At 64.3% G+C, this 13,024-nt stretch carries 15 protein-coding genes; 8 read left to right on the forward strand and 7 right to left on the reverse strand.

Going from position 1 to position 13,024, the window contains the following annotated elements:
* Positions 1–522 precede the first annotated feature (522 nt).
* Positions 523–1,104, reverse strand: a complete 582-nt coding sequence (locus tag CH292_RS26110; RefSeq protein WP_141215099.1) for a hypothetical protein — start codon at positions 1,102–1,104, stop codon at positions 523–525.
* A 542-nt stretch (positions 1,105–1,646) separates the two neighbouring features.
* Here CH292_RS26110 and CH292_RS26115 point away from each other — a divergent pair.
* Positions 1,647–1,874, forward strand: coding sequence for a hypothetical protein (locus CH292_RS26115; RefSeq protein WP_032400203.1), 228 nt, complete (start codon positions 1,647–1,649; stop codon positions 1,872–1,874).
* Here the strand turns inward: CH292_RS26115 and CH292_RS26120 are convergent.
* The 5 genes from CH292_RS26120 to CH292_RS26140 all read right to left on the reverse strand — a co-directional run bounded on the left by CH292_RS26120 (position 1,850) and on the right by CH292_RS26140 (position 5,741).
* Positions 1,850–3,205, reverse strand: coding sequence for a hypothetical protein (locus CH292_RS26120; protein ID WP_141216875.1), 1,356 nt, complete (start codon positions 3,203–3,205; stop codon positions 1,850–1,852). The genes CH292_RS26115 and CH292_RS26120 overlap by 25 nt on opposite strands.
* A gap of 44 nt (positions 3,206–3,249) precedes the next feature.
* Complete coding sequence (locus tag CH292_RS26125) at positions 3,250–3,597, reverse strand: helix-turn-helix transcriptional regulator (RefSeq protein WP_032400201.1); 348 nt, start codon at positions 3,595–3,597, stop codon at positions 3,250–3,252.
* Positions 3,597–4,727, reverse strand: coding sequence for a tyrosine-type recombinase/integrase (locus CH292_RS26130; RefSeq protein ID WP_241258386.1), 1,131 nt, complete (start codon positions 4,725–4,727; stop codon positions 3,597–3,599). The genes CH292_RS26125 and CH292_RS26130 overlap by 1 nt, the downstream gene beginning before the upstream one ends.
* 77 nt (positions 4,728–4,804) lie before the next feature.
* Complete coding sequence (locus CH292_RS26135; protein ID WP_052047650.1) at positions 4,805–5,269, reverse strand: VOC family protein; 465 nt, start codon at positions 5,267–5,269, stop codon at positions 4,805–4,807.
* A gap of 148 nt (positions 5,270–5,417) precedes the next feature.
* Positions 5,418–5,741, reverse strand: a complete 324-nt coding sequence (locus CH292_RS26140; protein WP_037190622.1) for a hypothetical protein — start codon at positions 5,739–5,741, stop codon at positions 5,418–5,420.
* Positions 5,742–5,886: 145 nt separating this feature from the next.
* Between CH292_RS26140 and CH292_RS26145 the strand changes: the two genes are divergently transcribed.
* Positions 5,887–6,744, forward strand: coding sequence for an ArdC-like ssDNA-binding domain-containing protein (locus CH292_RS26145; protein ID WP_256978586.1), 858 nt, complete (start codon positions 5,887–5,889; stop codon positions 6,742–6,744).
* Between the two features lie 248 nt (positions 6,745–6,992).
* Here CH292_RS26145 and CH292_RS26150 read toward each other — a convergent pair whose 3' ends face one another.
* Positions 6,993–8,090 (reverse strand): IS110 family transposase, encoded by a 1,098-nt coding sequence (locus CH292_RS26150; RefSeq protein WP_094656102.1) that lies wholly within the window; start codon positions 8,088–8,090, stop codon positions 6,993–6,995.
* Positions 8,091–8,549: 459 nt separating this feature from the next.
* Between CH292_RS26150 and CH292_RS26155 the strand changes: the two genes are divergently transcribed.
* From CH292_RS26155 to CH292_RS29080, 6 genes are all read left to right on the forward strand, one after another.
* Positions 8,550–8,786, forward strand: coding sequence for a hypothetical protein (locus tag CH292_RS26155; RefSeq protein ID WP_094656103.1), 237 nt, complete (start codon positions 8,550–8,552; stop codon positions 8,784–8,786).
* A 43-nt stretch (positions 8,787–8,829) separates the two neighbouring features.
* The gene (locus tag CH292_RS26160) at positions 8,830–9,129 is read left to right on the forward strand and encodes a hypothetical protein (RefSeq protein ID WP_094656104.1); all 300 of its coding nucleotides are present in this window, start codon (positions 8,830–8,832) and stop codon (positions 9,127–9,129) included.
* A 337-nt stretch (positions 9,130–9,466) separates the two neighbouring features.
* On the forward strand, positions 9,467–10,564 hold the full coding sequence (locus tag CH292_RS26165) for an IS110 family transposase (RefSeq protein ID WP_206498880.1): 1,098 nt from the start codon (positions 9,467–9,469) through the stop codon (positions 10,562–10,564).
* 103 nt (positions 10,565–10,667) lie between these two features.
* Positions 10,668–11,204: a glyoxalase superfamily protein gene (locus tag CH292_RS26170; protein WP_219520300.1), complete on the forward strand. Its 537-nt coding sequence runs from the start codon at positions 10,668–10,670 to the stop codon at positions 11,202–11,204.
* 47 nt (positions 11,205–11,251) lie between these two features.
* Positions 11,252–11,587, forward strand: a complete 336-nt coding sequence (locus tag CH292_RS26175; RefSeq protein ID WP_094656105.1) for a hypothetical protein — start codon at positions 11,252–11,254, stop codon at positions 11,585–11,587.
* Positions 11,584–11,748, forward strand: a complete 165-nt coding sequence (locus CH292_RS29080; protein ID WP_155288773.1) for a hypothetical protein — start codon at positions 11,584–11,586, stop codon at positions 11,746–11,748. The genes CH292_RS26175 and CH292_RS29080 overlap by 4 nt, the downstream gene beginning before the upstream one ends.
* Positions 11,749–13,024 lie beyond the last annotated feature (1,276 nt).

A 13,024-nucleotide genomic window follows, 5' to 3' on the forward strand; every position in this document is an offset into this window, starting at 1 on the left:
CAAAGCCACCACCGGAACCCGCCAACCACTACAGTGAAGACCGCTCACGGGTGACGAGTTTCGCCGAGCACAACTGCTGAAATTCGCTGAGCCTCGTCAGCAATCCGCCTCGGTTGCAGACCGGCCGGTTTTACCTACCCTAGCGGCAAAGTTGCCGATTACGCTAGCGCAAGTAATGAAACGGTCAAAAGTATTGAATCGAGTCGAATCATGCTGTATCACTGCATGTTTTGTGACGGATGTGATTCCAACGGTCCAAGAACTCGACCTACCTGCGGGTCCATACGTGAAGTTGCAGCTAGGAGCTACCGCGGCACGAGCGTGGATGGTCTCCGTCGCTCCCGCACAATCACCTCATGTGATCCACAAGCGGGAGGTGGGCACTCCGCCTGCGTCGACGACCGATCGCACGTTATGCCGCGCGGCGGTGCCGGCGACTCTGCGGGCATCTCCCGACCCGAAGTCGCTGCACCCGACACCGACATCGCAGAGGACCACCACCGAATGCGAACGTCTAAATTTCTAGACCTCATCCGGCCGCTCCGAGGCCTCGCTGGCGTCGACCAAATCGAACCAGTCTTCGTAATAAGCCGGGTCCGGCGGCATCACCTCGACGCGCTCGCCGCCGAGAGTGCAGCCGTAAATTCGGACCCCGTAAGGATTGATGTCCGCAGCAGCAAACCCTGCCAAACGAGCCGTTTTCACGGCATCGTCACGTTCTATCCCGAGGCGGACCAGGATCTCCACCGCAAACTCCTCCGCACGTCCCCGGGACGGGTGCAGGCTCTCGCCGAACTTTCGGTTGGCTTCGGCAGCTACGCGGTCGACAACGAGAATATTCTCGAACTCGACGACGTAGAGGACGTGATCTCGAAGCGCTTTCAGGTCAGCAGCTAGACCGTCGATCTTCGCAGCCAGCGCAGTAAGCGCGCTACTCGAGCTGCGCGGATATCGAGAAATAAGAAAGTGACCTCCGTTCCGACCCTTTCTGACCTCTACCATTCCTTCGGCGATCAACGGCGCATAAGCCGCGCGACCGGCATGCGGCTGAGGCCGCGAGGGCGACGGAAAAAACTCCTGGTTCAACTCGTCGAGCGTAGGCATCGGGCCGCGCTCTCCATAGTCGCCCGCTCGAATTCGCGCCCGAAGAATCGCCGTTACGTCCGCCGGAGTCACCATTTGCGCCACCTATTCTCGAAAACATCACATTAGCTCATCTGAGGTTATCGACTCTCGGGCAGATCGGCAACCGTGCTGTTTTGCGACGTCGAAGGTGGACACCGCTGGTGTCGACGAGCTGTCGGGTGTTCCGCCTGCCGGCGGTGCCGGCCACCCTGCGGGCGTCCCCCGAACTGAGCTCCGCTGCGCTCCGCACCGTGAAAAGACATCGAATTTCTTGTCGCACATCTGGCTCCCGGCGATACTGCATCACCCGTGCCCGCCGCCTCAACCCCTCGCTCCGCTGCGCTACGGCCAAGGCTCCCAACACTTTTCGTAGAGCAGTCGCTGCGCTCCCACGAAAACTGTCCAGCCGCGGCGTTGCCCCGTCGTTCCCGTGCGCTGCTGTCTCTCCTCACGCCAGATGACGGCGACAAGAAATTGGCAGAGCAGGCCGGGGGACCGGTCACGAGGGAGAGGGGCCAGTCATGGCATCACGGACCAAGACCAGCGCAGCGGACAAAGCCGAAGCACGCCGCGAGCTGGCGGCATCGCTGCACACCTCGATCACCGAGAAGGTAGCCGAGCTGACCAGCTCCGACACCTGGCGCGCGTACCTCGACCACGTGGCCTCGTTCCACTCCTACAGCACTGGCAGGGTTGCCGTATTCGACCCTGCGAATAGCGAGACTCAGGAGTGGCGGTCGGCGGCGTAGTTCGCCCATTGGCCGCTGGCTCGGAGCGTGTGCTGCGCGACGGTGTGTGCGTTCAGACCCAGCATCGCGGCGAGTGCGCTCGGTGGGAGCTCTCGGGTGAGGTGGGCGATGGCGGACAGTCTCAGGGCCTGCGGACTGATACCGATGCGACGCAACCGGTTACCGAGCGCCGTCGCCGTGAGTGGTATGTCAGCACGGTGACCGGGGAAGAGCCATGTCTGAGGTATCTGCTCGGCGGTTCCTGCGCGTCGTGGTCGGGGTAGTTGCAGTGCGATCTGGGCGAACGGATCCGGTAGCAGAAGCGTGTCGGCGCTGCCGAGCCGCAGTTCCACCCCGGCGTCGGTTTCGGTGACGTGGGCAGTGGTGAGTCCGGCGATACGGGTCAGTGGTTGGGCGAACAGCGCGATCAAGGCGCCGGCGAGCCGGTCGGCGGGGTCCAGAGACTCGTCGTGGACGAGGCGTCGGCAGATCTGCCACCTCTCGTCGTCGTCGGTGGGGACTTCCGCTCGGCCTCGGTAGCTCGAGGGGAGGGTGAGTGTGCGGGGTAGGTGCCGGTTGCGTCGTGCCCACGTCAGGAAGGACCGCACGCGCCAGTGGGCGGCTCCAGGCGCGCTGAACCAGGTGTCGATGTCGTGTTGTGTGCACTCGCCGAGCTCTGTCGAGCGCTGCTGCAGCAAGTCGAGGAACAGTGCCGATTGGCGAATCTGTGAGCGAGCGTTCTGGGCGCCGACATGGCCTTCCCGCTTCTCGGTCGCCGCGCGCAATCTGGGGAGTACGGCCCACTGTGTCCACCGGGTCAGGAGTGCGCGGTGGTTCGGGGTCAGGCTGCTCAGTAGTTGGGGGAGTTGGGCTTCGAGGCGGCGCAGGCTGCGGTCGAGGTCCGGGCCGAGGATGCCGGTGGCGACGAGGAGTGAGCGCAGGTGCTCGACCGACTTCGGGTGCGGGAGGGTGTCGAACGAGGTGTGTGTGAGGGCTGTGCTGCCGTCCTGGATGGAGAGCAGCAGGGGTGTGGTGCGGATCAGCCACCGGCGGGTGGTGACGGGTTCGGCGTGCAGGAGCGGCTGCCGCAGCGGTGCGAGGGGGCCGTCGGCATGAGGAGGGATTATCGCGTCGAGGCGGCGGGTCAGTGTGCACCGGTGACAGAGGGTGTCGCCTTCGGCGCCGGTGAGAGCTGATCCTGTTGCATCGCAACAGGTGCAGGTGCGACGCGCCTTCTGGCGGCACCACCGGCAGGTGTCGGCGTCGTCCAACAGTTTGTCCGGCTTTCTGCAGCCGGCGCACGTACCGCGGTGCTGCGTGGCTCGTTTTCTGCAGCGGTCGCACACCGTCATGCCGCGAACCTCGGCGGTGGTGCAGATGCGACACCGTCCTGCGATCACTGTCGCCGGATGTCGGCGCGTCGTGGTGTGCGGGTCTTGGCGCGGGTGGTCGCGGCAGCGGTGTCGGGGCGGTGTGTCGATGTTCCGGTCGCGGTCCCTGTGGCGGGTTCGGCGATCGGTTCGATGAGGTCGTTGGGTGTGCAGGTGAGGATGTCGCACAGTGCCATCAGCGTGCGCAGGCTCAGACGTTCGGGTGTCCCGGTGACCAGGCGATACACCTGTGCTTCGGAGAGTGTGATGCCCCGTTCGGCGAGGAGGGGTCCGAGTCCGGTGGTCGCGAAGATGCCCTGGTCGGCCAGGAGGCGGCGCAGATGCCACTGGTAGTTCAGCTGCGGGTGCGGCATCAGTTCTCCTCGTCGGTGCTCGCGGTGGTGAACGCCCGACTCAGTGCTCGTCGGAGGGCGTTGTTCTTGTAATCGGTGCCGACGCTGGTGTAGATCGCGGTGGTCGATCCCCAGGAGTGTCCGAGTTGTTGTTGGACGAAGAGGTGATCGAACCCGTCCTCGAGCAGATGTGTCGCATACGAGTGGCGCAGACAGTGCGGGCCGAGGTGCTTCTCGAGCCCGACGGCGTCGCGGTACTCGGCGAACCGTTGGGAGATCGACACCGCTCCCACCCGTGCGCTGCGCTCGGTGGGCCAGAGGGCGAGTTGGTCGGAGTCGTAGAGGGGCCGGATCTCGGTGACCCACTCGTCGACGGCCTCGGCGGCCCATTCCATGGTGGTCAGGACCGTGCGGCGCCGCGGCGGTCCGCCGGAGAGGGCTTTGCCGTGGCGCACCGACAGCGCCCCGTAGCGGCCGAACTCGGTGGCCGCGGGGTTGGCGGTCCAGTCGACGGTGTCGAGCATCGAGGCCTCCCGGCGGCGTAGGCCCCAGGCGTAGATCACCTTGAACAGCGTGGCGTCGCGATAGCTCGCCAGCCATCCTTTGCGGCCGGAGGCGCCGACCCGGTTCACCCGGGTGTCGCAGTAGTCGAAGAACGCCTGCAGCTCGTCGCGGGTCAGCGGCCGATTGCCGGGTCGCCCTTCATAGTCGCTGCGGTGCACGACCATGTTCCACTCGTGGAAGATCTGCACCGGGTGCACCCCGAAGTGCCGCTCACAGACCTCGTGCCACCGGTAGCGGACGTCGGAGATGTAGCTGCAGAAAAGCGATGCCGCCATCTGATACAGCCGCACCGTCGAATGCGCGGCTCCCGACTCCACCAGATGCGTCGTCCACTCCTCGACGTCCGCCGACGACCACTGCCACGGGTAGTCGTTGGTGAAGACCACCAACCGGCGCACGATCTGTGTCCGCCGCTCGATGGTCAGGTTCGCGAGCATCCGCGAGCGCTGCTGTTGCTCCCACCCTTCGATCATCGCCGCGAGCACGGTCTCCTCGGGCGCGAGCAGCGACAGACCGTCTCGCATCAGGTGATCTGCCGACCCCCCGGCGCGAGAAGCGCCGGACCCGACGGTATCCATGGCCGACATCGCATGAACGTATCATGCATCCAATGCAAGTTTCGTGATGACGCCGATGGATGCGTGGTGATCAACGGCTCCGCCGGTCAGGAAGTGGTGACAGCGTCACCGTCACCGTCGACGACCGGGCTTTCGGTCCGAATAGTGTTCGTGGAGAACGTGAGCAGGTTCCCATCGCCGTCGACGGTCGCGAATTCCGTCGTCCCCCAGTCCGTCGCGACGGGGTGGCCGGCGTCTGCCGGGTGCAGAACGCCCGCGCGCGAGAGTTCGTCGTACAGTTCCGTGATCTCGTCGACGGTGATGCGGCAACTGGCCGTTCCGGCGAGGAAGGTCTCCGCTCCGCTGCACACCGGCCACGGCGCAGGGTCGGTGCGGGTGGTCCAGCTGTCGTCGTCGGAGGCCCACAGGTGGATCTCGACGTCGTCTCGAGTGAGCTTGGCGAAGGTGGGATCGGAGTACTGCGCCGTGAAGCCGAAGGCGCGGGTGTAGACGGCGATCGCGGTCTCGATGTGCCGTACCGGCAGCGCGGGGACCGCTCTGGACATAGCCATGGGCAACACTAACGCCGGCGAACGCCACGAGGGAGTGAACGCTGCCGTGCCTTAGGGGAGTGCGTGCAGGTCGAGGTTCACTGGTCGCCGCGCGGGCGCTACCGCTCAGTGTTCGACCGGGGCGGCGGGACGCGACCCTTCGCTGCGTTCATCGTTGCAGCGCTTCGCCTTTCGATTGCAGCGACGCGGCGAGTTGGTCGACGGTCGGCAGACCCGCCAGGCCGCGGTCGGTCGAGTAGACGCGGCAGGCGAGTTCGGTCAGTTGCACGGCATCGTCGAAGGCATCGACGCCGTCGACAAGGATGGTCGGTGAGCCGGCGAAGGCCGACGCCGCTGCCTCGGCGTCGGACGAGATCAGCCGGTGACCGATCTCGATGTCCGACTGTCCGATCAGGCTGGCCGCAGCGCGAACCCGGTCCGCAGCTTCCTGCCAGTTCGGGCACCCGTCGAAGTACAAGATTTCCACCTTCATACGAGCGAGTCTGCCCTCGAATCGGATGGCGTGCCGGTGCGGCCACAACGGGCGTCGGTTCATGGTGAGATCGTGTCGGCTGCAACGGGCGGGGCGGCGATCGTGCATCTGATGCTATTCCGCATCCTTTTTCAATAATGTCCTGTTGATCCTCAGTCAGAAACCAGAGGCAACGCAGGTCGCCGGATTCCGCGCGTGGCAACAGCGCGGACGGCAGGTTCGTAAGGGCGAGAGAGCAATCCGGATCTACGGCTACAGCTCCCGCACCGTCACCGAGACCGACCCCGACACCGGCGACGAAGAGACCCGCAAGGTGCCCACCTTCCCGATTCTGTCGGTGTTCGACCACTCCCAAACCGACCCGATCGAGGGACACCCGCAGCCCGAGGAAATCGCCCAGCTGCTCACCGGCGCCGATCCGGATGCGATCTACGACCGCGTCGCCGCGATCATGACCGGGCGTGGATGGACCGTCACCCGCGAGGCGATCGCCAGCAGCGCGAACGGCTACACCACCACCGACGGCTCCCACCGGATCGTCGTCGACGCAGCGTTAGAACCCGCAGCGGCCGCGAAAACGATGATCCACGAGGCAGCGCACGCAATCATGCACGCACCCGACCTCATCGGCCCCGAAGCCCGCAAAGACCTGCACCGGGGCCGGATGGAAGTCGAAGCCGAATCCGTCGCCTACGTCCTGGCCGGGATGCTCGGACTCGACACCAGCGCCTACAGCGTCGGCTACATCGCCGGATGGGCAGCAGGAGACCCCGAGCAGGTCACCGCCACCGCGAAAGCAGTACTGACCGCTGTCCACGATCTGGCCGACGCCCTCGACCCTGCCGACGCCGAGTCGGACGACGGCGAGGACACCGGGACCGGGGCAGCCGCCTCATATGGAGGTCGGCCTGTCAACGACGGCATGGTGAAGCGGTGGCACGCACCGTCGTGTGTGCCACCGCTTCCTGTTGCCGGGATGGTGATCGATGCGAGTGGGAGGTGAGCGTGTCGTAGTGTTCGACGCGTCGTCAACTCTCATATACGCGGGTTGGTTACCGCAGGACGGACTGTTTCGGCTGGAGTGGATCGCAAGTCTATGAGTCGAGCGTGATCCCAACGCGCAGTTGAGGATTGCTCATAGGCGGCTAGCGGGTCACTCCCAGACGCTCGGCCACATCCCACATCGTCGTCGACCGTTCATTCCGGACATCTATCCCGACGCAGATCGCTACTTCGGCGTCGGAGCTTCAGTCATTCCTCGAGCGTGGCCAACGACCAGCACCAGCCGGCCAGCTCTCGTGCGATCCCGGCATTGGCGACCACCGCACGTTTACCGCGTTCGTCGAAATGTTCCCACCGTGCGTGCAGCCGCCGGTTCGCTTGATGTCCTCGCGCTTTGGCTTTGGGAGTCGACGCCTTCCACCGTGCCACCAGTTCACGCCCCGGCCGATACGGCTTGCGATGATGCCAGGCAGCCTCGACCAGCAGTCGGCGTACGTGAGCATTGCCGGTTTTGCTGACACCGCCCTGCGACCGGGATTCACCGGAAGAATGCTCGGTCGGGATCAACCCGACGAACGCACCGATCGAGCGGCCGGTCAACCGGTCCCACTCACCGATCTCCGTCGCCAAACCGAACGCTGTCAACGTCGCCACCCCACGAAGGCACCCCAGCCGGGTCACCACCGGAGTGAACGACGAATGCGCAGCCATGTCCGCGATGGCGGTATCGAGACGATTCCGGCGTTCGGTGGTGGCGATGACGGTCTCGTAGGCGGTGTCGTAGGTGATCTGCAGTGCACGTGAATCGAACCGCTGGCGACGTAACCACAGATCGTGGGCTGCGGTCCAGGGTTTGCCGCCGCTGTAGATGATCCCTTGACGCAGCAGCACATGTGTCAGGCGATGCTGTGCGGACACCAGATCGCCGCGGCAGTCCTCCCTTGCTCGCGCCAGATCACGAGCGGACTCCTGCTCGGTACTCGGAATCAGAACCGGCACAATAGAACTCAAATGAAGCAACCGAGCCAAATGCCGGGCATCACGGGCATCGGTCTTGATGCGGTCACCAGGGGGACGCTGAATTTTCGACGGTGCCGCCACCACACAATCGACACCGGCGGCCAACAGAAAACGGGCCAGACCGAAACCGGTCGGGCCCGCCTCGTAGACGACATGCACCAGTCCTGGCAGCGAACGAATCCACTCCAGGATTTCTTTGTGATCAGGCGACATGCGACGCTCGAACAACTCGCCCGTCTCGCCATCCAAACCGCACGCCACCACCGATCGTGCGTGCACATCCAAACCAACACTCGTACGATGATTCTTCACTGGGGCCTCCCACATCTGTGGCTCTACCGGCCAGGACCCACTCCTGTCGGCAACCCACGCTTACATGCGGAGGGGCCCCAGCCAAGACCTCCATACCGTCTAGGTGCACCGGGAGATTCGCCGGCCGAAATGTTCCGGCCGGCGGATCAGGCCACCTACGGTGTCCACCGAATCGAGCTCCGCTTCGCTCCGCACCGTGGAAAGAGCACAGACGTTTTTTCACAGCGGTTCTGGCTACCGGCGAGCATTCATCACCCGTGCCCGCCGCCTCAACCCCTCGCTCCGCTGCGCTACGACCGAAGGCTCCGAACACTTTTCGTCCCGTGCTCGCTCCGCTCCCACGAAAACTGTCCGGCCGAAGGGTTGCCCCGTCGGCCCCGTGCGCTGCCTTCTCTCCTCACGCCAGAAACGGCGAAAAAACGGGGGGAGGACGCAAGACCGACCCGGCACCAGTTCCGAAGGGCAGCAACAGTTATGACCGAGACCACGAACACCGAGACCGCTACCTGCATCGCGGACGGACCCGACTGCACCGGCGACGTCGAATACCGGGACGCACTGTCCGGAACCGGAGTAGCGCACCCGAGATGCGACAAGCACTGGCAAGACCGCCTCGACCTCGAGGACGACCTCCGACGCCGCTACCCGGCCCACGCACCCGCCGACTTCGACCCCACCTACGCAGGAGAGCGGTGGGACGAGGACTACTGACCCGCCACGCCCACCACCGATCGACCAGACAGAGGAGCAAGTCATGACCGCCAACGACAACGACGACTACTGGACCACCTACGACAAGGCCCTCGACGCGGCCGCCGAATGTCGGAGCGTCGAATCGCTGATCGACACCCTGGGCCGCTACTACCCGCCCTCGTCCGGAGTCGCGTTCTTCCCCAACGGAGCCGACCGCGACCTACTCGGCACCCTCACCGGCGCCGGACACTTCGATACCGTCTGGATCCAAGCGGACTACCACTTCGCGCTCCGTGACGGCCGAGGAGACGGATTCACCTACATCGAAGGCGACATCGTCCGCGGAACCGCACGCCTGTGACCACCCGCCCCGGTGCCTGACGGCACCGGGGCAACCAACCTCGCACCACCTGGAAGGAACGCCCCTGATGCCCGCTCAAGCAGTGAACACTGGACACAGGGTCGCTAGGCACCACGATTGACCTACCGCACAAGTGACCGGTGTGTCTTTCCCAAGACGCGTCGTCGCGGTGTCGAGCGGCCCGCTCGTCGGTGGTCGGGCCTGGCGGCGTGACTTCATAGGACCTTGAAGCGACTCTGCCCCATCACTGTTTTGTCCACCGCCAGCGTCCGCCCACCCAGCGCGAAACTCGGTCGGAAGGCCCGCCGAGTCCGTCGAACGGGAAGGCTCGGATCACATGGACGGTGACATCGTCGTCGGCATCGATTCACACAAAGACACTCACTACGCAGCTGTGCTCACACGGGGTGGAAGGAGGCTAGGAGCGCGCCAGTTCGGAGCCACAGCGCAGGGCTACAACGAGCTGTCGGAATGGGTGGAGACGTTCGGAACTCCGGCGAGCTTCGGTGTCGAGTGCACCGGTTCGTACGCTGCGGGACTGACGCGTCACCTGCTCGAACGTGGCATGTCGGTCGCGGAGATCAACACGACCAACAAACATGCGCGGGCTCGCCGTGGGAAGGACGATGCCCTCGATGCGGAGATGGCTGCTCGGCACGTCCTCACCGGAGCCGACGCCATCGTTCCGAAGTCGAGTACCGGAGCGGTGGAATCGATCAGAATGCTGCTTCTCACGCGGGAGTCGGCAGTGAACGCTCGTACCGTTGCGCTGCAACAGATTCAAGATGTTCTGATCACCGCCCCGGTGGCTCTGCGTGAGTCGATCACCTACAAGCGGGGGAAAGGAGCCGTCGAAGCGTGCTCCCGGTTGCGTCCGGACTTGTCGCGCCTGTCCGATCCGGAACAAGCTGCGAAGTTGACATTGCGGACTCTCGGTCGTCGGGCCAGCGATCTGGCCGAGGAGATCGCCGTTCTGGAGCGCGAGCTCGACACTTTGGTGACCGCGACGGCTCCGACGATGCGCGCAGCGTGCGGGGTAGGACCGGTCAACGGGGCGCAGTTGTTGGTGACCGCGGGGCAGAACATCGGCCGGCTTCATTCCGAGGCCGCGTTCGCCCGGTTGTGCGGTGTCGCCCCTGTTCCTGCCTCGTCGGGCAAGACGACGAGGATGAGGCTGCACCGAGGCGGTGATCGCGCCGCGAACAGAGCGCTCTACTTGATCACCGTGTGTCGGCTGCGGTACGACCAACGCACGATCGACTACATGCAACGCCGGCGCGGTGACGGGTTGTCGAAGAAGGACGTCATCAGGTGCCTCAAGCGGTTCGTGGCGCGGGAGGTTTTCAACGATCTCGTCGCTGATCTCGCAGGATGTGGCAGCATGTCAGCAGAGGTTGACGTACCTGCCGCTCGCGCCCCGTCCGGGGTTCGGTGAACACGTTGCTCTGAGGGTCCACCATCGGAATCCGTCAGGAAGCAGCTGACCGCCGGTAATGCGAGCATCCGGACTCGGTTGTGCTTCCAACGAAGGATCCCTGATGCCCGTTCACATGACCATCGATGAGTTGAAGTCCGCTGCACGAACGTTGCGAAAGTTCCTGGCCGAATCAGGTGCTGCACAATTGACCCACGCCCAGTCACTCGAGGCCGTCGCTCACACTGCCGGATTTCGAGACTGGAACAGCTGCAGCGCCGCTCTTCTCGCTCCCCGTCCGCTGGCGGCTGTTCCGATCCTGCGGGTGTATGACGAGGTCGCGACACGAAACTTCTATTGCGACTACCTCGGATTCGAGGTCGACTTCGAGCATCGCTTCGCCGCCGATCTACCGCTCTACATGCGGGTCACCCGTGGCGGTGTTCACCTGGACCTGAGTCAACACCACGGGGATGGAACACCAGGGGCCGCTGTGTGGCTGCCGACGGTCGACATCGCGGCGTTCCACCGGGAGCTGCGTCGGCGAGACCATCTGGTGACTCTGCGACCCGGTATCGATCGCTCCGCACCTGGTGGACCGACCGTCGAGCTACTGGATCCGTTCCAGAACGCCCTGCGCTTCTGCGAACTCGACGACTGACACATGCTCGACTGACAGACGATTCACTGCTCCCGCCCACGGATCGCTTGACATGTATAGGACCGTCCTGGGTCACCCTGATCGTCGGTGTCCTCGCCGTCGTCGGCGTCGCCCTGACCGTCCGCCAACGCACCGTGGCCGACAAACGCGCCCAAGCCTGGCAACGGATCACCTGGTGCCTCGAACGCACCACCAGCGACAACGAAGCCGAAGCCGCCCTGGGCTGGGACATCTACACACCGGTGACCGACTCACCGCTCATCACCCGAACCGAACGAGACGTCCTGCGCGCTGTCGCAACCCGGGCATTGTGGCGAGCACTGGCGTCACCGGCACAAACCGAGGACACTGACAACCAGAACGAGCAGGAGGACCCACGATGACCACCACCGAGAAGCGCACCACCGCAGCCCGACCACAGGTCGCGCGGGCCGCAGCACGGGCATCGGTCGCGTTGTACGAACGCGACGGCCTCGAGGTACCCCAGTGGATCCGTGACGCCGCCGAAGGGCGCCCGACCACCCCACCAGCCGAACAGCCCTGACACCGGCTCACAGCCCGTAGACCGAAAGGCCCGCACCCCACACCGGGTGCGGGCCTTCTCCATTGCCTGGGATCGGGAAAGCGTGAGGGAGCAGGGTCGGGCCACCCTGCGGGCGTCCGCCGAATCGAACTCCGCTGCGCTCCGCACTGCTACACCCCGACCACAGCGCAGACGGGCCGCTCGTGCACGCGCGGTTCAGGCTTCAACCCGTTGCAGCGCAACACAATCTGTCGGTACCCGATGCCACACTCGAGGCCATGCGAATCCGAACCATCGACGGACCACCACTACCCGCCGAAATCGCCGAGATGACCGCCCGCGCAATCGCTCTGACGCAGCTACACCACGCCGCCAGACGCCTCGTTTATCGACGGCACCTGAACCTCCACCGGAGCGGAGTCGCCCCCCGAGGGGCTGGGCTCGACTGGTTGCGCGCTGGCGGTGACGCTAGGTGCCGCGATGACGACCAAGCAGGTAAGACCAGTAGCCAACAACCTTGCGAACGAGCGAACTGCTGGCTTCTTCACGACTTTCTTCCGCACTGATTCCTCGTAAGGTCCGTCTGCCCAGACGCCATTACGCTTAAAAGCAGCGTCAGGCAGAATTCGGGCAGGAGAGTGGAACGTCCGAAAAAGACGTGGAGGCCGCCCCGACTACTACAAGGTGCGTGCCACAGGCGCTCGGTGAGCGTAGGCAAACGCTACCAACAGCTGGCTTGTCTTGGCAACGGAAACAGAAATTACGGAACCTGTGGCCGGAGCGTCACCAGGATTGCTCTGGAGCGGTCATCGAGGTCGATAGCTCTCGCAGACACCGACACCGCGACATAATCCGAATAGGGTGTCAGAAAACGAAATTCGGCCGATTCCACAGCCCCGGCTTGCGCAACTTTCAAGGATTGTCCGATTCGGATTGCATCAGGAATGTCACCGGGGTGTAGAACCGGTTTAGCGCCGGGTAAGTGGCTTGTTTGCCATGCAATGCCAGTCGGAGCGTCGCCATACCAGTACAAAAGCTGAAGTGAATCGGGGTCAGGGTCAGCGATCGCGCGATACTCCGAGGGATCGGACAGCGACCGTGCAACCAGCGTATCCAGACCCGCGTTACGTCGATCGATGTGTTCAGTACCCTCCGAAGGACCAATATCCACAGACACTCCCCGAACAACCCGATGAGGTGACGGCGCTCATCGAAATTCAGCAGTGACGCTCACAAAAATTCATCACCCGTGTGGCACCGCCAACGAGGGCGGGTCTCCAACGAAGCTGGTGGTCTC

It is taken from the genome of Rhodococcus sp. 14-2470-1a (assembly GCF_002259425.1).
GTDB lineage: Bacteria > Actinomycetota > Actinomycetes > Mycobacteriales > Mycobacteriaceae > Rhodococcoides > Rhodococcoides fascians_E.